General features: G+C 41.5%; 28 protein-coding genes and 1 pseudogene. 15 read left to right on the top strand and 14 right to left on the bottom strand.

The window, feature by feature from the left end; translation table 11 throughout:
* Positions 1-156 precede the first annotated feature (156 nt).
* The 7 genes from HZA08_13610 to HZA08_13580 all read left to right on the top strand — a co-directional run bounded on the left by HZA08_13610 (position 157) and on the right by HZA08_13580 (position 5,682).
* Entirely contained in the window at positions 157-723 is a 567-nt protein-coding gene (locus HZA08_13610) for a Fe-S-containing hydro-lyase (protein ID MBI5194457.1), read from the top strand.
* A 111-nt stretch (positions 724-834) separates the two neighbouring features.
* Positions 835-1,398 (top strand): LPS export ABC transporter periplasmic protein LptC, encoded by a 564-nt coding sequence (gene lptC / locus HZA08_13605; protein MBI5194456.1) that lies wholly within the window; start codon positions 835-837, stop codon positions 1,396-1,398.
* Positions 1,361-1,924, top strand: coding sequence for a hypothetical protein (locus HZA08_13600; GenBank protein MBI5194455.1), 564 nt, complete (start codon positions 1,361-1,363; stop codon positions 1,922-1,924). The genes lptC and HZA08_13600 overlap by 38 nt, the downstream gene beginning before the upstream one ends.
* Before the next feature lie 36 nt (positions 1,925-1,960).
* Positions 1,961-2,737, top strand: coding sequence for an LPS export ABC transporter ATP-binding protein (gene lptB, locus HZA08_13595; protein MBI5194454.1), 777 nt, complete (start codon positions 1,961-1,963; stop codon positions 2,735-2,737).
* The gene (rpoN, locus tag HZA08_13590; protein ID MBI5194453.1) at positions 2,722-4,182 is read left to right on the top strand and encodes an RNA polymerase factor sigma-54; all 1,461 of its coding nucleotides are present in this window, start codon (positions 2,722-2,724) and stop codon (positions 4,180-4,182) included. Before lptB ends, rpoN begins: the two co-directional genes overlap by 16 nt.
* Entirely contained in the window at positions 4,179-5,051 is an 873-nt protein-coding gene (gene rapZ, locus HZA08_13585) for an RNase adapter RapZ (protein ID MBI5194452.1), read from the top strand. Before rpoN ends, rapZ begins: the two co-directional genes overlap by 4 nt.
* A 19-nt stretch (positions 5,052-5,070) precedes the next feature.
* Positions 5,071-5,682: a UbiX family flavin prenyltransferase gene (locus HZA08_13580; protein MBI5194451.1), complete on the top strand. Its 612-nt coding sequence runs from the start codon at positions 5,071-5,073 to the stop codon at positions 5,680-5,682.
* A gap of 78 nt (positions 5,683-5,760) precedes the next feature.
* Here HZA08_13580 and HZA08_13575 read toward each other — a convergent pair whose 3' ends face one another.
* A complete protein-coding gene (locus HZA08_13575) occupies positions 5,761-5,988 on the bottom strand; it encodes a hypothetical protein (GenBank protein ID MBI5194450.1) in 228 nt (75 codons plus the stop codon).
* 714 nt (positions 5,989-6,702) lie between these two features.
* Between HZA08_13575 and HZA08_13570 the strand changes: the two genes are divergently transcribed.
* Complete coding sequence (locus HZA08_13570) at positions 6,703-6,936, top strand: hypothetical protein (GenBank protein MBI5194449.1); 234 nt, start codon at positions 6,703-6,705, stop codon at positions 6,934-6,936.
* Positions 6,888-8,558 (top strand): DUF1566 domain-containing protein, encoded by a 1,671-nt coding sequence (locus HZA08_13565; GenBank protein MBI5194448.1) that lies wholly within the window; start codon positions 6,888-6,890, stop codon positions 8,556-8,558. The genes HZA08_13570 and HZA08_13565 overlap by 49 nt, the downstream gene beginning before the upstream one ends.
* A gap of 106 nt (positions 8,559-8,664) precedes the next feature.
* On the opposite strand, the gene HZA08_13560 is transcribed toward HZA08_13565, so the two are convergent.
* The 5 genes and pseudogenes from HZA08_13560 to HZA08_13540 form a co-directional block, all read right to left on the bottom strand.
* Positions 8,665-8,892, bottom strand: coding sequence for a DUF4926 domain-containing protein (locus HZA08_13560; protein ID MBI5194447.1), 228 nt, complete (start codon positions 8,890-8,892; stop codon positions 8,665-8,667).
* A 17-nt stretch (positions 8,893-8,909) separates the two neighbouring features.
* Positions 8,910-9,242, bottom strand: coding sequence for a hypothetical protein (locus HZA08_13555; protein ID MBI5194446.1), 333 nt, complete (start codon positions 9,240-9,242; stop codon positions 8,910-8,912).
* Positions 9,243-9,386: 144 nt separating this feature from the next.
* Positions 9,387-9,667: pseudogene (locus HZA08_13550) on the bottom strand (DUF433 domain-containing protein).
* Between the two features lie 139 nt (positions 9,668-9,806).
* On the bottom strand, positions 9,807-10,097 hold the full coding sequence (locus tag HZA08_13545) for a type II toxin-antitoxin system mRNA interferase toxin, RelE/StbE family (GenBank protein ID MBI5194445.1): 291 nt from the start codon (positions 10,095-10,097) through the stop codon (positions 9,807-9,809).
* Complete coding sequence (locus HZA08_13540) at positions 10,087-10,269, bottom strand: hypothetical protein (GenBank protein ID MBI5194444.1); 183 nt, start codon at positions 10,267-10,269, stop codon at positions 10,087-10,089. Before HZA08_13540 ends, HZA08_13545 begins: the two co-directional genes overlap by 11 nt.
* A gap of 651 nt (positions 10,270-10,920) precedes the next feature.
* Here HZA08_13540 and HZA08_13535 point away from each other — a divergent pair.
* Together HZA08_13535 and HZA08_13530 are read left to right on the top strand one after the other, a co-directional pair.
* Positions 10,921-11,487, top strand: coding sequence for a Uma2 family endonuclease (locus HZA08_13535; protein MBI5194443.1), 567 nt, complete (start codon positions 10,921-10,923; stop codon positions 11,485-11,487).
* 20 nt (positions 11,488-11,507) lie between these two features.
* Complete coding sequence (locus HZA08_13530; GenBank protein MBI5194442.1) at positions 11,508-11,711, top strand: hypothetical protein; 204 nt, start codon at positions 11,508-11,510, stop codon at positions 11,709-11,711.
* Here HZA08_13530 and lon read toward each other — a convergent pair.
* The 6 genes from lon to HZA08_13500 form a co-directional block, all read right to left on the bottom strand.
* A complete protein-coding gene (gene lon / locus HZA08_13525) occupies positions 11,625-13,937 on the bottom strand; it encodes an endopeptidase La (protein ID MBI5194441.1) in 2,313 nt (770 codons plus the stop codon). The genes HZA08_13530 and lon overlap by 87 nt on opposite strands.
* A gap of 105 nt (positions 13,938-14,042) precedes the next feature.
* On the bottom strand, positions 14,043-14,462 hold the full coding sequence (locus HZA08_13520; GenBank protein ID MBI5194440.1) for an Hsp20/alpha crystallin family protein: 420 nt from the start codon (positions 14,460-14,462) through the stop codon (positions 14,043-14,045).
* A 109-nt stretch (positions 14,463-14,571) separates the two neighbouring features.
* On the bottom strand, positions 14,572-15,207 hold the full coding sequence (locus HZA08_13515) for a methyltransferase domain-containing protein (protein MBI5194439.1): 636 nt from the start codon (positions 15,205-15,207) through the stop codon (positions 14,572-14,574).
* Between the two features lie 18 nt (positions 15,208-15,225).
* The gene (locus tag HZA08_13510) at positions 15,226-15,621 is read right to left on the bottom strand and encodes a hypothetical protein (GenBank protein ID MBI5194438.1); all 396 of its coding nucleotides are present in this window, start codon (positions 15,619-15,621) and stop codon (positions 15,226-15,228) included.
* A gap of 5 nt (positions 15,622-15,626) precedes the next feature.
* Positions 15,627-15,974 carry a hypothetical protein gene (locus tag HZA08_13505; GenBank protein MBI5194437.1) on the bottom strand — a complete coding sequence of 116 codons (348 nt, stop codon included), beginning with the start codon at positions 15,972-15,974 and terminating at the stop codon, positions 15,627-15,629.
* Between the two features lie 8 nt (positions 15,975-15,982).
* Entirely contained in the window at positions 15,983-16,288 is a 306-nt protein-coding gene (locus tag HZA08_13500; GenBank protein ID MBI5194436.1) for a DsrE family protein, read from the bottom strand.
* Positions 16,289-16,422: 134 nt separating this feature from the next.
* On the opposite strand from HZA08_13500, the gene HZA08_13495 reads away from it, so the two are divergent.
* Positions 16,423-18,468 carry a methyl-accepting chemotaxis protein gene (locus HZA08_13495; GenBank protein MBI5194435.1) on the top strand — a complete coding sequence of 682 codons (2,046 nt, stop codon included), beginning with the start codon at positions 16,423-16,425 and terminating at the stop codon, positions 18,466-18,468.
* A 55-nt stretch (positions 18,469-18,523) separates the two neighbouring features.
* On the opposite strand, the gene HZA08_13490 is transcribed toward HZA08_13495, so the two are convergent.
* Positions 18,524-18,688, bottom strand: a complete 165-nt coding sequence (locus tag HZA08_13490; GenBank protein ID MBI5194434.1) for a hypothetical protein — start codon at positions 18,686-18,688, stop codon at positions 18,524-18,526.
* 195 nt (positions 18,689-18,883) lie between these two features.
* Between HZA08_13490 and HZA08_13485 the strand changes: the two genes are divergently transcribed.
* The 3 genes from HZA08_13485 to HZA08_13475 all read left to right on the top strand — a co-directional run bounded on the left by HZA08_13485 (position 18,884) and on the right by HZA08_13475 (position 22,315).
* The gene (locus HZA08_13485) at positions 18,884-20,995 is read left to right on the top strand and encodes a hydrogenase iron-sulfur subunit (GenBank protein MBI5194433.1); all 2,112 of its coding nucleotides are present in this window, start codon (positions 18,884-18,886) and stop codon (positions 20,993-20,995) included.
* Between the two features lie 61 nt (positions 20,996-21,056).
* Positions 21,057-21,722 carry a nucleotidyl transferase AbiEii/AbiGii toxin family protein gene (locus tag HZA08_13480; protein MBI5194432.1) on the top strand — a complete coding sequence of 222 codons (666 nt, stop codon included), beginning with the start codon at positions 21,057-21,059 and terminating at the stop codon, positions 21,720-21,722.
* Positions 21,719-22,315, top strand: a complete 597-nt coding sequence (locus tag HZA08_13475; protein MBI5194431.1) for a hypothetical protein — start codon at positions 21,719-21,721, stop codon at positions 22,313-22,315. The genes HZA08_13480 and HZA08_13475 overlap by 4 nt, the downstream gene beginning before the upstream one ends.
* 119 nt (positions 22,316-22,434) lie before the next feature.
* On the opposite strand, the gene HZA08_13470 is transcribed toward HZA08_13475, so the two are convergent.
* Positions 22,435-23,037, bottom strand: coding sequence for a hypothetical protein (locus tag HZA08_13470; GenBank protein ID MBI5194430.1), 603 nt, complete (start codon positions 23,035-23,037; stop codon positions 22,435-22,437).
* Positions 23,038-23,162: the final 125 nt, after the last annotated feature.

Genomic DNA, 23,162 nt, shown 5'->3' with positions numbered 1-23,162 from the left:
TTGGCTCACAACTGCATAAAAACCCCACCCTCACCCGGACCCTCTCCCTGAGGGGGAGGGAAGCAAATGTTTTTTCCCTCCCCTTCAAGGGGAGGGTTAGGGTGGGGATGGGGTGATTTAAGGAATCCAATTTATTGATTCACTTAAGGAGTTAATATGATAAAAACTAAAAAAATAACAACACCACTTACAGATGAGGTAATCGCCGGTCTCAGGGCCGGAGATAAGGTTGAACTCAGCGGTGTCCTTTATACTGCACGGGATGCTGCGCACAAAAGACTTGTCCAGATGATTAAAGACGGACAACCCCTCCCATTTAATATACGGGGACAGGTAATATATTTTGTAGGGCCGACACCTGCCAAACCAGGAATGCCGATCGGGTCAGCCGGGCCTACAACTGCCGGAAGAATGGACTTTTATTCTCCAACGCTGATTGAACTTGGCCTTAAAGGTATGATTGGAAAGGGGGCAAGGTCTGAGGCAGTAAAAAAGGCCATTGTGGAGCACAAGTGCGTATACTTCGCTGCTATCGGTGGAGTGGCGGCATTATTGTCAAAAAAGATTAAAAAGGCTGAAATACTTGCATTTGAGGACCTTGGGACAGAGGCTGTCAGGATACTTCAGGTCGAAGACTTTCCTGTTATTGTGATTAATGATATATACGGCGGTGACCTTTATAAAGAGGGGATTAAAGAGTACGCTGCTGTTTCAGCCGGCTGATAATTAAACGCAAGGTTAACTTCTATTTTCAGTTCTATGCAAGATTCGTGCTGAATCTTCTTTACTTGCACATCTCATTGTGTTAACATTTTTTTAATAAAATAATTTAATATGAAACTTACTGCTATGCCTTACATAATGGCAATTATAATTGGCCTGTTGCTTCTTATATTTATTACAGTGCTTTTTAAAGGTAAAAGCGTTGACCAACAAGGCGGGGCATTAGAAATAGTTTCACTTGGGGGTCTGTCCCAGAGTATAACTGATTTCCATATTTTCCGTCTTAATGGAGAAAAATTAGATATGGAGATAAAGGCAAGAGAGGCAAAAATATTCGAGGGAGAAGACGATGCATCAATACGCGGGATAGAAATTACCTATAACCCTCAAAGGAAAAGTCCGGTTAAATTATATGCAGATAAGGGAACATTTAATATAGATAAAAATACACTCTACTTAGAGAAAGAAGATAATGCTGTTGATATAAAGATTGGAAGCAATGTTACGATAAAGGCTGACAGCTTAAGGTGGTTGGAAGAGAGTAAAGAGGTTAGAAGCCCGGGTAAAGTTTATCTTAAAGGGGACAATTTCAATCTCGAAGGTGAAGGTTTTGTTGCACGTATAGATAATGATGAATATGAACTCAAAAAGAATGTCAGGGCAACGATGTGGTGACCGTTCCCAAATAATTTTAGCAGTCTGCCTGCCGATACTTCTACTGCTATTTTCGGTTGCAAGTACTTACGGAGAGGAATCCACATCCACACATTTCATAAGCCGGGATCAGGAGGGAGGGCTATCCATTACATCTAAGAAGATGATCCTTAAAAATCAGGAAAACACAATCCTGTTCGAGGGAGATGTTGTTGTTGAACGTGATTCTGCTGTTTTAAAAGCCAATAATGTTGAAGTAATGTTTTCTCCTTCCGGTATTAAAGAAAATGGAGGGACAGAAGCACTTGAGAAAAAACGTGAGTTAATTACCATAACAGCAACTGGAGAAGTTAAATTTACTCAAGGCGTTAGAACGATATTAGCCGATAAGGTAACTTATTATAAAAAAGATGAGAAGATGATTTTTACCGGCGCCCCCAATATCCATGAAGGCCATGATGAACTCATGGGAGAAAAGATCACTGTTTTTATAAAAGAAGACAGGGTTATTGTAGAAGGTGGGGAGGCGGTGATTTATCCGAGATAGAAAGAGGCAAGAAGTCAGAAGCAAGAAACTGAATATATGACTAATCTTATAGCGGAAAATTTGGAGAAGGTTTACAGGGGTCGTAAGATAGTGAACAGTGTAAGCCTTTCATTGATGGCAGGTGAAGCTGTAGGTTTGTTAGGTCCTAATGGCGCGGGTAAGACTACGATATTTTCAATTATCACCGGTTTACTAAGACCTTCCGGCGGACGAATACTAATTGACTCAACAGACGTGACCCACCTTCCGACTTATAAGCGTGCAAGAATGGGGGTTTGTTACCTCCCGCAGGAGCCGTCAATATTCAGGAAACTTACTGTTGAAGAAAATATACTGGCTATTCTCGAATTTCAACCGCTGTCTTCTTATGAACGTAAAGACATGCTGAACTCTCTTCTTAAAGAATTTAATGTTTCTCATCTCTCAAAACAACCTGCAAATACATTATCAGGAGGTGAGAGGAGACGTGTTGAGATTGCAAGGGCACTTGCATCCTCACCTGTTTTCATCCTGTTAGATGAACCATTCGCAGGGATTGACCCGATCTCAATATCCGATATTCAACATATTATTACACAACTAAAAGAAAGAGGCATAGGGGTACTTATTACAGACCATAATGTACAGCATACCCTTGAGGTATGTGACCGGGTTTATATTATAAATGAAGGTATAATAATGAAGTCAGGCACTCCGAAGGAGATTGTTGAAAGCGCTGAGGTAAGGTCTGCTTACCTTGGGGAGAGATTCAAATTACAGCATGAGGATAACATCATCAATAATACGAAGGGGGAGAGATGGACACGAAATTAGACCTGAGACTTGCACAGAAACTTATAATGACCCCGCAGCTTCAGCAGGCCATCAAACTCCTTCAATTATCAAAACTTGAATTAGAACAGCTAATAAGCCAGGCATTATTGGAAAATCCGGTACTTGAAGAAACCGCCTCAGAAACCCTTGATCCAGAAGATGAAGATAATTTTAAGTCCAGTCAATTATCAGATAATACTAATTCTGCTGTTGAAAAAGAGGCTGAGAGTATAACACCTCTTGACGGCTCCGGTTCTGACATGAAATGGGAGGATTATATAGATGATGACAGGGGTGAAAACAGGGAGTTGAATTTCCGAAAAGAAGCTGACGAGGACAGCCCCAGTTATGAACAGATTTTAACAAAGCCGGCCTCCCTGTATGACCATCTTATATGGCAATTAAAGTTATCTACTTCGGAGCCGCTTACTATAGACATCGGAGAGCTTATTATAGGAAATCTTGATGAAAACGGTTATCTTCAGTCAACAGTGGAGGAGATTGCGTGTCAGAGCAATTCTTCAACAGACAAGGTATTTGAAGTATTAAAGTTTATTCAGAGCTTTGACCCGCCCGGTGTTGCAGCAAGGGATCTGAAAGAGTGCCTCTTAAATCAGATTACTCAGATAGGATTCTCAGGGACTATAGTTGAAACAATTGTGTCGGATCACCTTTCTGATTTTGAAAAAAAACGTTATCAGGTTATTGCCCGTAAACTCGATATATCTCTTGAAGACCTGTCTCATGCAATAAGGATTATTGAGAAGCTTGAGCCTAAGCCCGGCAGGGCATACTACACAGCGGATAATGTCTATATTGTCCCTGATGTCTATGTTATAAAATACGAAGGTGAATACATTGTTCTGATGAATGAAGAAGGGCTTCCTAAGCTCAAGATAAATCCTATTTACAAGAAGATGCTGAAAGGAAAAAACGAGATTGGTGAAGATGAACGGGGTTATCTCGAAGATAAGTTCAGGTCTGCTATCTGGATGATCAGGAGTATTGAACAACGCAACAGGACTATATACAAGGTTGCACAGAGTATTGTAAAATATCAGAATGATTTCTTTGATAAGGGTGTAAACCAATTGAAACCCCTTACATTAAGGGAAATAGCAGAGGATATCCAGATGCATGAATCTACAGTGAGCCGTGTTACCCACAACAAATATGTAGGCACTCCGCAGGGCATCTTCGAATTAAAATACTTCTTCAGCAGCGGGCTTGGTACCTCAGGCGGCGAGAATTGTTCATCAAGGAGTGTCCGCGATATGATTGAAAGATTGATATCTGATGAAAACCCGAAAAGACCGTTCAGTGACCAGCAGATTATGGAATATCTGAGACACAAACAGATAGAGATTGCAAGAAGGACTGTTGCCAAATATCGTAAGGAATTAAAGATCCCATCTGCGAGCAGACGGAGAAAATTGGTTATATGAGGATAAATACCCCCAGTATGGTTGTTATCAGCGGCCTCTCAGGGGCGGGAAAGAGTAATGCCCTCAGGTGTTTTGAAGATTTAGGTTTTTTCTGCATTGATAACCTCCCGCCGCAGTTGCTCCCCAAGTTAGTTGAATTATGTACCCAATCCGGCAGTGAACTAAATAAGATCGCACTCGGCATTGATATTCGTGAGAGAGATTTTTTAAGTGAATTTGAGACAGTTCTGAATGACCTTATAAAGAATGATTATCCTATTGAGATCGCATACCTCGATGCCCGTGATGAGGTGCTTGTCAGGCGGTTCAGTGAAACCAGGCGTCCGCACCCTCTTGCGGCGGATAAACCTGTTATAGAAGGGATTAAACTTGAACGCGGGATTTTAAAGTGGTTCAGGGAAAAGGCCACACTTGTTATTGATACCTCAGATTTTAATATTCATCAGTTAAAGGCAGAGATACACAGGCATTTCTTAGAAAAGGGCAGGGACAAGAAGATTGTCGTAAACATTATTTCATTCGGGTTTAAAAACGGTGTTCCATACGATGTTGACCTGCTATTTGACGTAAGGTTCCTGGCTAATCCGAACTTCATTACTGAGTTGAAACCATTAACAGGTCAGGATACGGGAGTGGCGGATTATATACTTTCCATTCCACAGACTACTTCCTTTCTTAAACATCTTTTCCAGTTTATAGATTTTATCATGTCTCAATATGAACAGGAAGGCAGATACTACCTTAATATCGGCGTCGGTTGTACAGGAGGCAGACACCGTTCTGTTTTTATTGCAGAGACACTGGAGAAACACATTAATCAGATTGGGTTCGATACAACAATCCGGCACAGGGATTTGCCGAAGATTTGAAAGAAGGGAAATCTTAATCATGCCTTCTTATGTTGTTGCAATTACAGGTGCAAGTGGCGGGATTTATGGGATCAGACTGCTTGAATTTCTGTCCACATGCAAATTCAGGGTATATCTCACCATTACAAAGGCGGCATGGTATATCCTGAAAGAAGAGACAGGCTTCTATTGTGAGGGTAATGAGGCAGAGATTAATTCTTACTTATGCAGTTATTTTAAGGCAGAGCCGGATAATCTTCTTTACTATAACGAAGAGAATTTCTTTGCACCCATTGCCAGTGGTTCTGTTCATACAGACGGCATGATTGTGGTACCTTGCTCCATGAAGGCAGCGGCCTCAATAGCCGCCGGCCTTGCATCAAATCTTGTTGCCCGCGCCGCGGATGTTATTTTAAAAGAGAAACGCAAACTGATTATTGTACCCAGGGAAACACCATTAAACAGCATACATCTGCGTAATCTGCTTACCTTATCAGAAATGGGTGCTCACATAATACCCGCCATGCCCGCCTTCTATAACAAGCCCAAATCAATAGATGACATCGTAAACTTTATAGCAGGCCGGATACTGGATAGTTTGAATATTGAAAATACCCTGTATCAAAGATGGGGAAATCCGACTGAACCATAATCCTAAAAAAACATTTGACCACGAATATTCACGAATTAATACGAATTATTAATGACTATACCTGCAAGAATTTTCTCTTTATAGGACATTATAAGCCCTTCTGAGACGGTTCCATCTTTCTCTTAATTTATCTTCTCCTTCAGACAGAGCCTTTTCCCATCCGAGCTCATTAACTGAAGCCATAAGAGCTGCAAGCTGCTGCATTTTAATATCCATTGATGTCCTTCGCAGTTCATCATGTTCAAAGGCATTTATCACCTCCCAGCGATTCTTGAATTTAATGGCTTCTTTTTTCGTAATCTTCATTTTACAGTTCTTTTTCAATAATGAGGCTCTTGCAAAAGCATACAAATGTTTTCATTACCGCACTTCCCTGAATTATATTTATTGTTAAAACGATTATAGCAATTGGACACCAGACATTCAACCGGAAGTTTGTATGGTTGTGTTTGCAAAATAATAAATAAAAAATATAGTCAAAATTCGCTTGACAGCCGGATTACGATTTGCTAATATCCCGCACATAAGTTGAAATATGGTTTTCATTAAGGTCCTTTATAGTTAAACAACGCGTTGGTTTTACAGGATGGTGTGAGATGATTTCCTCTTCCACAAGTAATATCAGGCCTGCAAATTGCAGTCAGTCAGTCAGTCAGTCAGTCAGTCAGTCAGTCAGTCAGTCAGTCAGTCATATAATCTATCAAATATTTTTTTGTGCCTCAGTATTTTTCCCCAAAACCGTTCCTGGGCATGAAATGACAAATTTCAAAGCCCAAATTTCAAATAAAATTCAAAGTTCAAAAAATAAAATTATGCGTTTTGGTATTCGGCATTCATTTGAACTTTGGATTTTGGTATTTGGATTTATTTTTCCGTTCCCTGCTGATCCCCCCTCCCTTGACGGGAGGGGGTTAGGGGGATGGTGAGCTATGAGATAAACAGTAAGCAGTAAGCAGTAAAGGCAGGTTTTATCTGCTTACTGCTTACCGCTCACTGCTTACTCAAAAAAGGAGACCCACTATGCTTAAAACAAAACAAATTATCTTAATGACACTGATGTTTATCTTATTCCTGCCTGCCTTTGTCCTCGCAGGTGCAGGCACGGTTGACCTGCCAAAGACAGGGCAGACGACCTGTTATGACTCATTTGGAGCTGTGATTGCCTGCGCAGGGACAGGGCAGGACGGGGATATACAGGCAGGTGTGTGGCCTGGCCCAGTCCTCGTTTTACAAATAACGGTGATGGTACTGTAACCGACAACCTCACCGGCCTGATGTGGACACAGGATGCGAACCTAATAGCCAGTAGAGATCCATTTTTTGATTTAGATGGTACATTGGGTGATGGGCAAGTAACCTGGCAACATGCATTGGATTATGTTGCAAAGCTTAATGCAGAGGCATATCTTGGCTACACAGACTGGCGCCTGCCAAATGTCATTGAAGATGGTAGCCTGTTCAATGCAGAACAGTCTAATATGCCTGCTTGGCTGAACACGCAGGGATTCAGTAATGTGCAGAAGTTTGCATACCACGTGTCGTCTACTTCCTACTCGGGAATATATGCGTGGCATGTTGAAATGTGGTCTGGCTATCGTAGTTACTCCGGTAAGGGCTGGGATGGCTTCACAGTGTGGCCGGTACGTTCAGGACAGTCGGGGGGGGCACGGCTATGGGAGACAGGCCAGACGACCTGTTCTGATAGTGAAGGCAATGTGATTACCTGTACAGGGACAGGTCAGGATGGGGAGATAAAGGCGGGTGTATCATGGCCCAGTCCGAGGTTTACTGTCAGTGGGAACTGTGTAATTGACAATCTTACAGGCCTGATGTGGACAAAGGATGCAAGGTTACCTGGGACTTCAAAGACCTGGCAGCAGGCTTTGGACTATGCCAATAATCTAACTCTCTGTGGTTACACTGACTGGAGGCTTCCGGATAAAGATGAACTTATGAGCCTTACAGATTTTTCACAGTATAACCCAACCCTGCCAGCAGGACATCCTTTCCTGAATGTGAATGGGTTGTTGGCATACTGGTCATCTACTTCCTCCGCCTACTATGCGGATAATGCGTTTGATTTTGAAATGCTCGGTGGTACGATGTTTTTCAACACTAAGGACAAAGACTTTAATGTGTGGCCGGTACGTTCCGGACAGGTTGCTTCTGTTGACTTAATAGTCTCTATCCTCACAACCCCATGGACAACACTCCCAGGTCAGTCCATTCTGCTGTCTGATACTACCAAGAACCAGGGTACTGCTACTGCTGGTGACTCAACTACTAAGTTCTACTGGTCTGCCAATGCAGTTCTGGATAATAGTGATACCCTGCTTGGAAGCAGGTCTGTCCCATCCCTTGCCGCAGGTGCGATAAGTTCAGGGAGTACGTCCGTTACTGTTCCTTCGACCTTAACATGTTCAGGAATGACAAACTTCTACATCATGTCAAAGGCAGATGCGGATGGGGTCGTGTCGGAATCCAATGAGACCAATAATAAAAGAAACAGATATATCAAGGTAGGGCCTGACATGATTATTCCTTTGCTCACCGTCCCGTGGAATGCAGGTGCAGGTAAAACCATAAGTATAGGCGATACAACGAAGAATCAAGGCGGATGTACCTCAGTTGCTTCAGCTACAAAGTTTTACTTGTCTGCTGACAATATATTAGATTCAGGTGATACCCTGCTTGGAAGCAGGTCAGTGCCGTCCCTTGCCTCTGGTGCTGCAAGTTCGGGAAGCACTTCTGTAATAATCCCTTCCGGTACGGCAACCGGCAGATACTACATCATTGCTTTTTCAGATGCAGATAATGTTGTTGCTGAGACCTTTGAGGGCAACAATAATAAGTACAGGATGATTACTGTACCCTAATAACCCATGCAATTTTAAAAAAAGCCCCCTCACCCTGACCCTCTCCCCATTAGGGGAGAGGGGGCTATGTTTATGTTTATTTACCATCCATTGAAGCCTTTCTTGGCTATGCTTCTACCATACGTGCATGGGCAATCTCTCTATGACCAATAGGACGAACCTGTGAAGGTAGAAGCGAGGTTACAGCGATGGTTTCTCCTTCCAGAGTCATAAACTCTACTTCGTACCCTTTATCAACATGATGTACAAGGACAACAGTACCAACGTCCCCCTGTTCTAAGCCATATTCCGGAAGGTCAGTCGTCAGAACTACACTATCAAGTTCTCTTATCATCTTTATATTCCTCCTAACTAAATGAGATAGGCCGTAACGAGTCTCGGAATGGATTCGTCATTTTCAATAAACCAAACCAAACAGATGGCTGGATTTCTTTTATCTGGTGTGTTAAGTAATCCTTCAATAACATATCTTGTCCCAAATAGAGATTTCACAACCTTCGTAACGTCATAATTATAGGCATGTTCTAACAATGCCTTTGCAAATGCTTCCCAACAATCAATTGAGAAACCGAATCGAGTAAAAAATTGTGCTTTTCCACGACCATTACGATGTTTGAATGAAAGCAGGTATTCCGTAATTTTGGGTTGTGGTACGACTGCATTTTCATAATTAGGTAATTTCACTTTTGATATTCATCTAACATAATGAGTAGATATTTTTTATGGAGAATAGCATGACAGATATTGCCTGTCAAATAGACTTTTACCGCGGTTCAGGTATGTCTTATGAGTGACAATAAAGTCCCTCATCAATGTATAGCTTTATAGTCACAGTCCAAACTCACGACGTACATTCTCTTCCGAGTCGTCCTCAATCTCTTTATCAATTTCTTCTTGATTATCGTAATAATAGGAAAGGGCGTCATATATTTTGGGATTTTGGGCAAAGTCAGGTGAGGAAATTTATCTAAGATTTCTTCAGGAGTGTCGCCCATTTTGTGGTAGAACACAATACTGCAAACAGGAGTCCTATTTTCAGCAATTACCGGTTTCCCACCTTGCACTCCCTCTTTTTGAATTACATAAGGATGGATGAACTTAACGTTCATTTCAAAACCTCCATAAAGAGAATATTTATTGTTAAAGCGATTATAGCAATTGGACACACTACATTCAACCGGAAGTTTGTATGGTTATGTTTACAAAATAATGAAAATACCGTAGGAATAGATTCGTTTTTTTTCAATTTTATGACAGCCTTCTTTTTAATATCTCATAAAAGCTTTCTCTTTTTCCCATCATCAGGAAATAAACAACTTTTTTGGACTCATCAACAGAATATGCAATTCTGTAATCCACTTTGTTTTTTCTGAAATGATAGCTAAAAATACTCTCCATGTCTCCATGCAGTCTTTCATTATTGTAAGGGTCAATCATGATTTTATCTAAATGTGTATTATATATTTCTCTTGCTACTGATTTATCAAGCTTTTTCAGATCAGACTTAATTTTTAAGTGGTATTCATCTTTATAAGACATCTTTAAATGCTTCCTCTCTCGTCAGGGTCTTTACCTTTTTTGTTTTTATCTCCCTCAGCCTTTTTGCTATTTCTTTGTTTTCACCTGACAGCAAAAGGAGAAGCCTTTCTTTATCTTTTCTTTTCATTTTTTTAATTGATTCTGCAATATCTTCTATTTTTAACTCAATCATTACCCCGACACTCATCTTTTGCCTCCCTGAATTATATTTATTGTTAAAACGATTATAGCAATTGGACACCATACATTCAACCGGAAGTTTGTATGGTTGTGTTTGCAAAATAATAAATAAAAAATATATTCAAAATTCCCTTCCCCGTCAAGGGGGAGGGAATATTATTTACCCACTCAATTTGAGAAAGAACCAAAAAGTATAGGGTGATAACTGTACCGTAAAGATAGACATCCCCACCTCCTCTTTGACTCTTTGAGTAAAGGTGAGGTGGAAAATCCCATAGCTCACCCTCCCCCTAACCCCCTCCCGTCAAGGGAGGGGGAATAAACTTATCCCCTCACCCGGACCCTCTTCGCCATTTCTGAAGGGGGGAGAGGGGGCTATGTTTATTTACCCTCCATTGAAGCCTTTCTTGGCTATGCTTCTACCATACGTGCTGGGCAATCTCTTTATGGCCGACAAAACGAAGTTGTTAAGGTTGAAGTGAGGTTACCGCAATGAATTACTTTACATGGTACTGTATATAAGCTAATATTTACAAACAGCAGAATGGGAAGGCAAACTATAGCGATAAAAACTATTAAGAACCCTGTAAAGCTGACGCTGTTTATAAATATCACAAAGGAGTAATGGGTAAGGAAATTTTGTATGGTAACAGAGACAATAATACATAGATTCAATATTGATACATATCACAGCATGATCTCCGCCGGGATACTGCATGAGGATGACAGGGTTGAGCTGATAGAAGGGAGGATTGTGGATATGACACCTATAGGTACAAGACATTCTGCCTGTGTAAATAGAATAAATAGCTTTTTTAACTGGAAACTTCAAGGGCGTGTAATAGTTAGTGTACAGAACCCGTTACTGTTATTGACGGAAGAATCAGAACCTGAACCTGATATTACTATACTGAAAAACAGAGAGGACTTCTACTCATACGAATTACCAAAGTCAGAAGATGTATTACTGATAATAGAGGTCTCAGATACCTCTGTAGTATATGATAGAGAGATAAAGATCCCCTTATATGCAAGGGCAAATATCCAGGAGGTATGGATGGTAAATCTTCCGGAAAACAGTATTGAAATATACTCATCGCCAGTATCCGGAGGCTATGAATTCAGGAGAATCGCAAAGAATGAGCAGACACTCTCGCCACAGAACTTCCCCGAAATAAGTCTGACAGCAAAACATATCCTTGGGTTATGAGGATTTTTGTGTGAACCGACATGAGTCTTCGGATCACAAAGGGACATGAAAATCAGCGGGACAAGAATGTCCCGCCTATCCTCGTAGATAGGGATAGGCGGGGTTTTCTTACCCCGCCGGAAGGGATTTCGGATGAATTACATTGCCGCCTTCAGAACCTCATCCACGGTCTCAACATAAACGAACTTCATGTCTTTTCTAAGTTCCTCAGGCAGTTCTTCTAAGTCAGCCTCATTTCTTTTTGGAAGGATTACGGTTTTAATGCCTGCACGCCGTGCGGCGAGGGTCTTTTCCTTTATGCCTCCAATCGGCAGGACTACCCCTGTCAGTGTTATCTCACCTGTCATCGCGGTATCATTCCTCACAGGTTTTCCTGTAAGCAAAGAAACAAGTGAAGAGATCATGGTAACACCGGCCGATGGCCCGTCTTTTGGTATGGCCCCGGAGGGGACGTGTAAGTGTATGTCGTGTTTTTCAAAGAAGTCCTCCGGTATCCCGAGTTCCTTTGCCTTGGAACGTACATAACTAAGTGCGGCCTTTGCCGATTCCTGCATAACATCTCCGAGTTGACCTGTCAGGGTAAATCCTTTATTGCCGGGCATCTGCGTTGACTCAATAAATAATATATCTCCGCCTGTCTCAGTCCATGCAAGACCGGTGGCAACACCCGGAATTGCAGTCCTTTTTGCAACTTCTGAATATACCTTTTCATGCCCGAGATAATGGTGTATGTCCTCTGCCTTAACAAATACCTTTTCTATTTTGCCGGAGGCAACTTCTCTGGCAACCTTGCGGCATACAGTGGCAATCTCCCTCTCAAGGTTCCTGACGCCTGCCTCCCTTGTATATGCTGAGGTAATCTTTAATATTGCGGAATCAGTAAATTCTATATTTTCATTGGTGAGGCCATGCTCTTTGAGTTCTTTTGGTAAAAGGTGATTCCTCGCAATACCGAGTTTTTCTTCTTCTGTATAGCCTGACAGGACTAGTGTCTCCATCCTGTCCCTGAGTGCCGGTTGAATCGTCTGTATTACATTTGCTGTTGTGATAAACATGACCTTGGACAGGTCAAAAGGGAGATCCAGATAATAGTCCCTGAATGAAAAATTCTGTTCAGGGTCGAGTACTTCAAGTAGTGCAGAAGATGGGTCACCGCGGAAGTCCGTTCCCACCTTGTCAATCTCATCTATCATAAAAAGCGGATTATTTGAACCTGCCCTTCTGAGTGCCTGTATAATACGTCCGGGCATGGCGCCTACATAAGTCCTCCTGTGACCCCTTATCTCAGCCTCATCCCGCATTCCTCCTACAGACATGCGTATAAATTGCCTGCCCAGCGCCCTTGCAATAGACTGTCCAAGAGATGTCTTGCCGACTCCCGGAGGTCCTACAAAGCAAAGGATAGGGCCTTTCATGTCCTTCTTTAGCCTTCTTACTGCAAGGTACTCAACTATACGGTCCTTAATCTTTTCCAGATCATAATGATCTTCATCTAAAATCTTCTGTGCCCTGATGAGGTCAAGATTGTCTTCAGTGCTCTTATTCCACGGTATCTCGATAATATAATCAAGGTAAGTCCTGATCACATTATATTCAGGTGAAGCAGAGGGGAGCTTTTCAAGGCGGCCTAATTCCCTTTCTGCCTCTTTCATCACCTCTTCAGGCAGGTTTGCATCTTTTAGTCTGTCCCTTAACTCATTTGATTCCTGAGTCTTCTCATCAGTCTCACCAAGCTCCTGTTTGATGGCCTTTAGCTGTTCCCGCAGATAATAATCACGTTGCGCCTTTGACATCTCACTTTGAACCTGTGACTGTATCTTCCCCCCCAATTCGAGTAAATCAACTTCTCGGGTGAGGATCGCGTTAACCCTGTTTAATTTGTCTTCAACACTCTCTAATTCAAGTATCTCCTGCCGTTCTTCCAACTTCATCCTGACTATTGTTGATATAAGATAAGATAGTTTTAAAGGGTCATCAAGATTTATTGCAGTAATATTGATCTCTTCAGGCAGATACGGGGCAAGGGAGATCATCTTCTGAGTAAGGGCGATTGCAGTCCTCATCAGGGCCTCTACCCGTGTATTCCTTGCAGGTTCTTCAATAATCACATCAACTGATGCATTAAAGAAAGGGTCCTGTGATAAGAATTCCTTAACCTCAATCTTGACGAGACCCTGAACAACAATTGCCATACCCCTGTCCGGCATCCTGAGCATCTTATGGATAACTGCCGCAGTCCCAATGCTGTAGAAGTCTTCAGTTGAAACATCTTCTGTATCTTTGTTTCTGACAGCTACACCTGCAATTATGCGTTGAGAAGACATCGCATTTTCAACTGCCTTTATAGCCCGTTCATCAGTAACAAAAAGCGGGAGCACAGTAAATGGATATATTACAGTGTCTTTTAACGGGATTACAGGGAGCGTCTCAGGGATGTCACCTTTTACTATTAAAGAATTGTTATTGCTTTCAGGGTTTTCTTTTGGTTTAGGCTTGAACAATGTCTAATATTCCTTACCAGTTATTCCCCCCTTTAGTAAAGGGGGATAGAGGAGTTATGTACCTTCATCTATTTTGTTTATTGTAATATATAAAAATCCTTCTTTATCCTTGAGTTCAGCCTTGATCTTTTCAGTATCATATCCCGCAGGAAGCATCAGTACCCGCTCAAACTCACCATAATTAATCTCCATCTGATGATACACAATGCTGCACTTTTGCTCAGGGATGTTTCTTGTACCCCTGATAACCAAGAGCCTGTCTTCTAATGTAATTGATATATCATCCTTGTGAACACCCGGAATTTCAACCTTAATCATGAGTTCATCATCAACCTCATACATATCTGTAAGCGGTCTCCATCTTCTGTCTGCTAAGAGGTGAAACGGGTGCTTAGGGTTGAAGAGACTATGGAAAAGCCTCTCCATCTCCCAGTGAATATTATCTAAGTCATCAAAGAGGTTGTTGCGTGGCATGATAAGACTCCGAATATAATAATGAAACACATCGACACAGAAAAAATATTTTTTAGGATTATAATTTAAATAACTCTGTGTCTCAGTGCCTCTGTGGTTATTTTGTGTTTTATATCCACTTACTTCCTTTTAAATTACGAAATACAGCGATCTCCCATAGGCTGATGGGGGAAAGCCGCCTTCTTTCCAGAAGTTTCATGTCAGGGTCATTCAGCATAAATGATATGCACAAATCTGTTCTGAATCCAAGGTGCTTACTGCAAAAGGGAGATATTGAAGTCTCAATGGAAGATATTAGTTTATTACTGCTCTTAAAGTGATTTACAACCACTATTGTTCCACCTTTTCTGCAGACACGTTTTATCTCAGATAGTACACCATAAGGGTCAGGGACAACAGATATAAGATATGCTGCATAAACTGAATCAAAAGAATTTTCAGAGAATGTCATACTGGTAGCATCCATACGCTCAATGGTAATGTGTGAAAGTCCTTTTCTATGAATCCTTTTCTTGGCACGGGTCAGCATATTTTCAGAAAGGTCTATGCCTGTAACATGACAATGTGTCGGGTATAATGGCAGGGAAAGTCCTGTCCCAACCCCAACCTCAAGCACTTTATCGCCTGGATTTAATTGAAGCTGTTTAATAGCAGACATCCTGCCTTCTTCAGATATTATACCGAATAGGACATCATAAATGCTTGCATAGTTATTATATACTTTTTGAACTTCTTCTGATTTCATAAGCAATAACCTCCAGTCTTACCAAACTGAAATCGTCTCAACGCTGAAAATCAGGTTTATTAAATCTTCATACCCGATAGTTTCAACTCCCATATTTATAGGTTCACCCGACAATCTCTCCGGCGGGGTAAGAAAACCCCGCCTATCCATGCCAATATTTAGGATAGGCGGGACATTCTTGTCCCGCTGATTTTCATGTCCTTTGGTGAGCGTCTCGCTCATTTGTGTTTCATTCAAAGACTCCTCTTCCCGTAACACACAAACTCTCACATCAGGCATAGGAGGAAGCACTGAAGGTACTCCTCCGGTAAATACAGCCGCAACGCCATAAGCATTATCCTTCCCCTGTATCCTAACGGTGTCTATAGCCTGTGCATCATCAGGGTTATTTATTATGTGGAGAATTGGTTTCATGTGAATCAAAAGACCATCACATAATGCCCGCCTGCTATAATCTCTGAAATCTCTTCGCTGTCTGCTGTACGATATTTATAGGGGCATTTAGTCAGGTTAATATTATTCAGCGACATTTTATCAACAAATACCGGAATTTTCCACTCCTCTATCATAGGGAGGAATTTTTCAATAATGTCTATATCTTTAAGGTCATCTTCATCAGGTGATAGAATACGTGGAGATTCACCGGATAGAATAATCTTCAGAGGATTTTTCCCGATGCCCAGTCCGGCCGCTATCCTTATGGCCTCAGCAGGTCTGGGGCTAATGTCAGGATTACTCCTTATGAGCATTACAAGCTTAACAGCCATTACTACTCCTATCCAAAGGAAATGAATTTATCACATGCGTTTATCAATTCAGCAAGCACGGCAAGCCCCCCAAAGTTGGCTATGTCGGATGGGGAGATACCTTTTTTCTGTGCACCATAAGCGCATACAAACAGTTTGAGTCCTTCTTTTGAGAGCTCAGTCAGGCGGCTGTCATTTATACAGCTTACGCCTTCATCAATCAGATAGAGATAAACCCCTATATCTTTTTTAATGGCCGCCCTTGAAATCCCAATCACTATCTCAAGATTTCTGTTTGCCGGGTCAGTAGATAACATGATACCTAACTTCTTCATACCGGTTAGTAAATTAACATTCTGAATTATGGTGTGTCAAGTGATACAATCCGGAATGGATTTTAAGGACAGTTTTCTTAAGTTATGGATTTAATTTACCGTTATATCTCCATCTATTTTTGAAAGGAGACAAAATGGGATTCTTTAAAGTATTATTTAGAAATGTCAGTATAAAAAAACTAATAAACGGGGTAGTTCTTTTATTATCATTGCTATGCATATTGTTGGCAGGATTATCAGGATGGAATGCTTATAAGGAACGTGCCACTGCATTGAGGCTGTCTAACTTAAATGAAATGGCTGACATCATTATTACGGCAGCAGCCCAGGAGGCCCGTGAGCGGGCTTTAACAACAACTGCTCTTAGCAGCAGTGGAGCTGCCGGTTCCGACACAATAAGCAAAATAAACAAATTCCGGACAGATGGTGACAACCAGCTCAATAAAGCATTGGCCATCGCAAAAGGAATAATAGAGGACGAGCCGCAATCGTCATTTGCCACGACATTAGAACAAACTAACGATGCATTGAAGAACCTGATCGAAGCCCGAAAAAAAGTAGACTCAAGTTTAATTTCCAATGAAAGATTTATTGAATCGCCCGTTTGGATCAAGACGGTGACAGACCTTATTGAGACTTCTGCAAGACTTCGTCAGACAGCATTTATGTCTTCTATGCCATTAGAACAGATAACCCAGAATAACCTGATATTAAAGCATGCAATCTGGTTGATCTCTGAATATATGGGAAAGGAACGGGCCGCCCTTGCTATGGCAATATCTTCTGGAAAACCTATCCAGCCATCAGCAATGGACAAACTTAAAGCATTCCGTTCAATAGTAGAGTTAAATATTTCTGATATTCTGGCCATGAAAGGACACAAAGATTTAGACTCAAAGATAATGGAAGCAGTCACTTCTATGGAAAAGGCCCTTAGTCATTTTGATGAAACACGCCGTGAAGTTTATGCTGCAGGAGAAACCGGTAAATATACTATTGATGGACAGGAGTGGTTTAATCGCTCTACAGACACTATTAATGAAGTACTCACCGTTTCTACTGCGGTAACAGAAGTAAGTCATAAAAAGGCACAGGAAATTACGGGGCAAAATTTTTGGAGGATGTTGTTAATATTCGCCGGAATCGGCGGTATGGTAGTATTCATGGGTCTCGTATTGGTTATTGTGAATGATAAGACAAACCAGATAATCAAGGCTGTAGGAATAGTAAACTCTATTGCAGAAGGTAATCTTTCTGTAAAAATTGTTGCGGACAGCAGTGATGAGACAGGTCAATTATTAAATTCCATGGATAACATGGCAGGAAATCTGAAAAAGCTTATTGCCGATATGAAATCTACATCGGATAACATGGCATCTGCAAGCCAGCAACTAAGTGCCAATTCCGAGCAGATGTCAAAGGGTGTGATTTCACAGTCAGACAGGTCTACACAGATAGCCTCGGCAGCACAGGAAATGTCTCAGACAGTCGTAGAAATTGCCAAGAATGCATCCAGTATTGCCGCTTCAGCAAGTGAGACAACCAGGCTGGCAAAAGAGGGAGAACAGATTATTGATAAATCAGTTTCTGAAGTTAAGAATATTGCTGAGACTGTAAATGAGTCATCCCAAATAATGGTTTCGCTCGGAGAGCGGTCAAAACAGATTGGAGACATTATCAGGGTTATCAGTGAGATTGCAGATCAGACAAATCTTCTTGCCCTTAACGCTGCAATTGAGGCAGCCCGTGCAGGGGAACAGGGAAAGGGGTTTGCAGTTGTTGCTGATGAGGTGAAAAAATTAGCAGAAAGGACGGCAAAGTCTACATCGGAGATCGGTTCTATGATAGGGGCGATACAGGATGAGGTCGGTAAGAGTGTCACTTCTATGGACGAGGTCTCGAAGATGGTAGGATCAGGCGTTGAATTCTCTACCCTCACAGGAGACGCATTGCATAAGATCGTCTCCAGTGTAAATGAACTCCAGATGATGGTACAACAGATTGCATCAGCAACTGAGGAGATGTCTGCAACATCCGAGCAGATCAGCAGCGACATCTTAGCGGTTGCGAATGTCTCCAAAGAGACATCAACAGGTTCAGGACAGATAGCAGCGGCGTCTTCCGAGGTAGCAGTGCTTGCAGCAAAACTCCTTGAAATGGGGGGACAGTTCAAAGTTTAAAAGTCTTCTACCGGAATAATGTTCTCCTCTTTACTTGAAAATTCCTCCGGCGGGGTTAGAAAACCCCGCCTATCCAAGAATAAATTGAGGCATGTCTGAAGGAACAATACCGCACACTGTTTGAAGTTAGAAAACCCCGACTATACAAGAATAAATTGAGGATAGGCGGGACATTCTTGTCCCGTTGCTTTTCATGCCCCTTTGTAAACAATTCGCCCATGGGCGTTTCATCCGGCTTTCACCGGTAAATGTTTCTTTAATGTTATCCTCTTTGTTAGGCATGCTGTACTCCGGTTTTCATATTATTGATTTCTCCATAATATGACAAATATCATTTATCTTCCTGATTTATAAGCATAGACTTTGTTAATCCCTATACAGTTTTTAAATTCCTAACAGAGGAGGAAGACAATTTATGTATTCCGCATTCCTAAAATATGCTGAAAAGGCGGCCCGCAGGATTATCTATTATGCTGACTTAATATTTACCCCTAAGTACAATCCTTTCTATTACCTTGGGGCCATCGCCATCACATTCCTTACGATGATTTTTATAAGCGGTGTATATATGTTTATTTTCTACAAGATTGCGACCCCTTATGATTCTGTGAAATATATTACAGAAGGGCAATGGCACATCGGTGCCGTAATCAGGAGCATACACCGGTACGCCTCAGCCGGTCTTGTTGTAACAGGCATATTCCACCTTCTTCATATCTTTTTTACAGACAGGTACCGTCACTGGAGAACGATTGCATGGTTATCAGGAATTGCGGTTCTCGGCGCTATATGGTTTACAGGGGTTGTTGGTTACTGGCTTGTCTGGGATGAGAGGGCACAGATGATAGCCCAGTTTACCACCGAGTTCCTTGACCACCTACCGATATTCAAAGGAACCCTCTCCCTTTCATTTGCAAAAGACCAGCTCGTTACCGGAATGTTTTTCTTCATAGCCCTGCTTGTTCACCTCTTCATACCTGTGTTTTTATTTTTCCTCTTATGGGTACATGTTATGAGGCTGTCGAAACCTGTACTGACCCCTCCGAGGAATATGGCATACATGATTGGGGGATTTATCCTCTTACTCTCAATCGTAAAACCTGTTGTCAATCTTTTGCCTGCAAACTCAAGAAAGATTATTGCAATAACAGGTATTGACTGGTTCTACCTTTTCATATTTCCGGTTATTAATTCAATACCGGTATGGCTGACATGGGTCAGTATAGTTTCATCCCTTGCTTTTCTTACGGCAATCCCTTGGCTTAAAAGGACTAAAAGGGCAACTCCTGCAGTGATTATGCAGGAGAAATGCACCGGATGTTCTCTTTGTTTTAATGACTGTCCTTATGATGCGATTCATATCAGGCCACGGACAGATGGGAAACCTTTTGAACTTGAGGCAATAGTAATGCCTGAAAGATGTGCAGGATGCGGGATATGTGTGGGGTCATGCAGTTTTGACGGTGTAGTACTGCCGGATAAGACAGCATCATACGTTCTGGAAGAGATAAAAAGGGCGCTCGATGAGATAAGAAACAGTAAACGACCAGCAATCCTTGGACTGGGGTGTTCATACAGCGTGGATCCTCTTATTCCCTCTCCCTTGACGGGGGAGGGTCAGGGTGGGGGTGAGCCAGGAGAATTTTCGGAAAATATCCGGTACATCAAGCTCCCATGTGTCGGAATGATCCACAGGTCGTGGATTGAATACGCATTTGGTTCAGGGGCTGGCGGTGTGTTTGTGCTTGGATGCCGGATGAATGACTGTCAGTACAGGTTTGGTAACAAATGGATAGACGAACGTTTTGCTTATGAAAGGTCACCTAGGCTGAACAGGTCAGTTGATAAGTCAAAGATAAAGGTGTTCTGGATGGCACAGGCACAGAAGAAGGAATTGATGGAAGGGCTTAGGAACTTCGAGAAAGAGCTTGGAGGGGAGACGCAAGAAATTAGAAGCAAGAAGCAAGAGGTTAGAAACAAGAGGGTAGAAGTCAGAAGGAGGGTTTGTTATGCACTATCAACCGTCTCTTTGGTTGTTCCGGCATTCTTAATAATATATTTTTCTGAACTACCGTATGTTTTTACTAATTCAGGCGAATCCCGTCTTGTTGTAAGTGTAAGACATACATCCTCTAAAGTGGCTAATTGTGATGATATGGCAATTATCAATAAAGAGGCTGAGCGGTTCAGGGAATCATTTAAAAATTCCAAGAGGATACAAATGCAGCTTGGCAAGATAGGGGATTGTGCACGTGAGCGAAATCCGGTATTCCTTGAGCTTTACATTGACAATAAAATGGTACTCAGCAGGGACTACTTTGCAGGAGGTATAAAGAGCGACGGCCCTTCGTTTGCATTTGAGAAATTCACAGTAAAGCCTGGAGTGCACAATGTAATTGTTATGATGAGGGACTCCCGTACAAAAGATCACTTTGATTATTCTGTAAATGGAGAAGTAGAGTTCAAGGCCGGCTACATAAGGGTAGTGGACTTTGATGAGATTAAGAAACAGTTAAGGATTTCGTGAGTTGACTTTTATGCCTTAATATTTTATAGTTCCATAAAACTTAACAATTGTGATAATAAATATGGAACGTGATATAGCAGAAAATCAGGCAAAGAAGTTAAAGATTGACATAACGCAGATCGTACGGGAGTTTTGGGAGATTCTAATCCTTAAAAGTCTCTTTGATTCACCGGAAGGCAAGTATCTTATATTTAAAGGGGGAACTGCATTAAGGCTTGTCTATGGCTCACCGAGGTTTTCCGAAGACCTTGATTTTTCACTTACAGAGGACAAATTGAAGGGGAAGTTTAGTAGCATCGTTAAAAAACTTGTTTCTCCTTATTCAGAGCTTACAATATCAGATTTAGAAGAAAAATATTACACCTACCTTGGAGAAATAAAGGTTATTCACGATTATTTGCCCTCAGCTTTCAGGATAAAAATAGAAATATCAAAAAGAGTTGAGAAGGGTTACAAATCAGAACTTGCGGTTATCTCTACCCCATTATCCACAGTGCAATGCCTTGGAAGAGTGGCCACTCTTGAGCAATTATTTAAGGACAAGACAGCCTGTCTTAAAAGCAGGGCGAAACCCAAAGATACTTTTGATATGTGGTATATATGTCAGAAGCTTAAAATGGAATACGAGCCGCAAGCTATCTCAATATCTAAACAGGAACTTGTAAGGGACTTACGAAAATATCTCCCAAAGGATTTCTGGCCGGTGATTGAGAGGCTTAGGAGATGAAGGCAATAGAATTTGTCAAAACTCTGGAGAGGTTAAAAAGACCTTTTTACTCAATTTCCGATATAGAAAAAATAACCGGACTATCCAGAAACAGCATTTATGTAGTTGTGAAAAGATGGGTTGATGGCGGTATATTGGAAAGGGTCGGTCCGGGGATTTACCGCCCCTTCACTGCAAAACCGGCAGTGGAAATTGTTGCAGCATCACGTTATATACCGAATTATCTCTCATTCGAGTCTGCGCTTTCAAGGCATGGGATTCTTAATCTTGTACCTTACACATTGACATTTGCCACTACAAGAAAGTCCAAGAGAATTACTATAGAAGGAAGGGACATAGAGTTCAGGCAGATTAAAAAAGAACTTTTCTGGGGTTACGAGATGGAGGGGGGGATATATATTGCAAAACCTGAGAAGGCGTTTCTTGATCTTGTTTATTTCGCATCGAGGGGTGTAGCATCTATAGATTTAGATGAAATGAATATGAAAAGACTCTCGAAGTCCACATTAAAAAAACTCTCAAAAAAATTCCCGGCATATACTCAGAATAGCTTAGATGAAATAATTTCTGCTACTGTATTTTTATCAGATTGAATTTAACGATGGTTATGTCAGGGCAGTTGATACTATGTTTCCGAGCACATGATGTTTAATCGCACTTTTTCTACAGATGCCGGTATCTTGTGAAAACAGCATCGGTTCTAATATTATCATCACTGCACAATAACAGCCCCGCTTTTAATAAATGAATAATTCAATGCCTTATCCTTTGCCTGTATTTTGTATGTGTATACACCTGCAGGAACAAACACACCAGAGTTGTTTCTCCCATACCAGGTTACTGAACTTGTCGCACCTGCCACAGGACAGGACACCCCTGTCTTGTTAATTGTTTTTACAAGCACGTTTGCTGAATTTAAAATCTTAACTGTGACATCACAAGTTATAGACAGGTTATCTGAGACTGTAAAGCTGATAGTCGTCTTTTCTCCAAGGTGATGATTAAACGGATCAGGGGTATCCGAAACACTGCTGACCACTGGCTTAGACATATCCAGCCTGGTGTTGTCGGAATATCTAATTGAGATATTGTCTGCCGCATCCCTGAATCTGACACAGACCCATCTATTTCCATTACCTGTGGCGAATGTCCATGTTTTGCTTGTGGCATAAGGCTCCCAGGGCTCTGTATCAAAGACACCATCACGTGAAAGCTGCATATCAACACAACCACTGCCGCCGCCATCATCACAACTCAATATTAAAGTCACAGAGGTGGTATTTGTCCAGATGGCATTGTTTATAATGCTCCCCATTGTCAAGACAAAAAAATGGGTTTATTAAGGTGGATCATTTTAACCTGCACTTGTTATAGTTGAACCCACTATTTCAAAATATATCTCCCTTGGGGTTCTGTATCCAAGAGACTGATGTAGTCTTT

The sequence above is a fragment of the Nitrospirota bacterium genome (genome assembly GCA_016212215.1).
GTDB lineage: Bacteria > Nitrospirota > 9FT-COMBO-42-15 > HDB-SIOI813 > HDB-SIOI813 > JACRGV01.
This window is presented reverse-complemented; position numbering and strand designations above follow the sequence as displayed.

Bases quoted from the DNA above. Each gene is read 5' to 3' on its own strand.
- HZA08_13600 (MBI5194455.1), top strand. From the start codon at position 1,361: ATGAACTCAAAAAGAATGTCAGGGCAACGATGTGGTGACCGTTCCCAA.
- lptB (MBI5194454.1), top strand. From the start codon at position 1,961: ATGACTAATCTTATAGCGGAAAATTTGGAGAAGGTTTACAGGGGTCGT.
- HZA08_13500 (MBI5194436.1), bottom strand. From the start codon at position 16,288: ATGAAGAAGTTAGGTATCATGTTATCTACTGACCCGGCAAACAGAAAT.
- HZA08_13475 (MBI5194431.1), top strand. From the start codon at position 21,719: ATGAAGGCAATAGAATTTGTCAAAACTCTGGAGAGGTTAAAAAGACCT.
- HZA08_13575 (MBI5194450.1), bottom strand. From the start codon at position 5,988: ATGAAGATTACGAAAAAAGAAGCCATTAAATTCAAGAATCGCTGGGAG.
- HZA08_13505 (MBI5194437.1), bottom strand. From the start codon at position 15,974: ATGGCTGTTAAGCTTGTAATGCTCATAAGGAGTAATCCTGACATTAGC.
- HZA08_13530 (MBI5194442.1), top strand. From the start codon at position 11,508: ATGAGTCTTCGGATCACAAAGGGACATGAAAATCAGCGGGACAAGAAT.
- HZA08_13535 (MBI5194443.1), top strand. From the start codon at position 10,921: ATGGTAACAGAGACAATAATACATAGATTCAATATTGATACATATCAC.
- HZA08_13480 (MBI5194432.1), top strand. From the start codon at position 21,057: ATGGAACGTGATATAGCAGAAAATCAGGCAAAGAAGTTAAAGATTGAC.
- HZA08_13495 (MBI5194435.1), top strand. From the start codon at position 16,423: ATGGGATTCTTTAAAGTATTATTTAGAAATGTCAGTATAAAAAAACTA.
- rapZ (MBI5194452.1), top strand. From the start codon at position 4,179: ATGAGGATAAATACCCCCAGTATGGTTGTTATCAGCGGCCTCTCAGGG.
- lptC (MBI5194456.1), top strand. From the start codon at position 835: ATGAAACTTACTGCTATGCCTTACATAATGGCAATTATAATTGGCCTG.
- HZA08_13570 (MBI5194449.1), top strand. From the start codon at position 6,703: ATGCTTAAAACAAAACAAATTATCTTAATGACACTGATGTTTATCTTA.
- HZA08_13610 (MBI5194457.1), top strand. From the start codon at position 157: ATGATAAAAACTAAAAAAATAACAACACCACTTACAGATGAGGTAATC.
- HZA08_13545 (MBI5194445.1), bottom strand. From the start codon at position 10,097: ATGTCTTATAAAGATGAATACCACTTAAAAATTAAGTCTGATCTGAAA.
- rpoN (MBI5194453.1), top strand. From the start codon at position 2,722: ATGGACACGAAATTAGACCTGAGACTTGCACAGAAACTTATAATGACC.
- HZA08_13520 (MBI5194440.1), bottom strand. From the start codon at position 14,462: ATGCCACGCAACAACCTCTTTGATGACTTAGATAATATTCACTGGGAG.
- HZA08_13540 (MBI5194444.1), bottom strand. From the start codon at position 10,269: ATGATTGAGTTAAAAATAGAAGATATTGCAGAATCAATTAAAAAAATG.
- HZA08_13485 (MBI5194433.1), top strand. From the start codon at position 18,884: ATGTATTCCGCATTCCTAAAATATGCTGAAAAGGCGGCCCGCAGGATT.
- HZA08_13515 (MBI5194439.1), bottom strand. From the start codon at position 15,207: ATGAAATCAGAAGAAGTTCAAAAAGTATATAATAACTATGCAAGCATT.
- HZA08_13490 (MBI5194434.1), bottom strand. From the start codon at position 18,688: ATGGGCGAATTGTTTACAAAGGGGCATGAAAAGCAACGGGACAAGAAT.
- HZA08_13580 (MBI5194451.1), top strand. From the start codon at position 5,071: ATGCCTTCTTATGTTGTTGCAATTACAGGTGCAAGTGGCGGGATTTAT.
- HZA08_13470 (MBI5194430.1), bottom strand. From the start codon at position 23,037: ATGGGGAGCATTATAAACAATGCCATCTGGACAAATACCACCTCTGTG.
- HZA08_13510 (MBI5194438.1), bottom strand. From the start codon at position 15,621: ATGAAACCAATTCTCCACATAATAAATAACCCTGATGATGCACAGGCT.
- HZA08_13560 (MBI5194447.1), bottom strand. From the start codon at position 8,892: ATGATAAGAGAACTTGATAGTGTAGTTCTGACGACTGACCTTCCGGAA.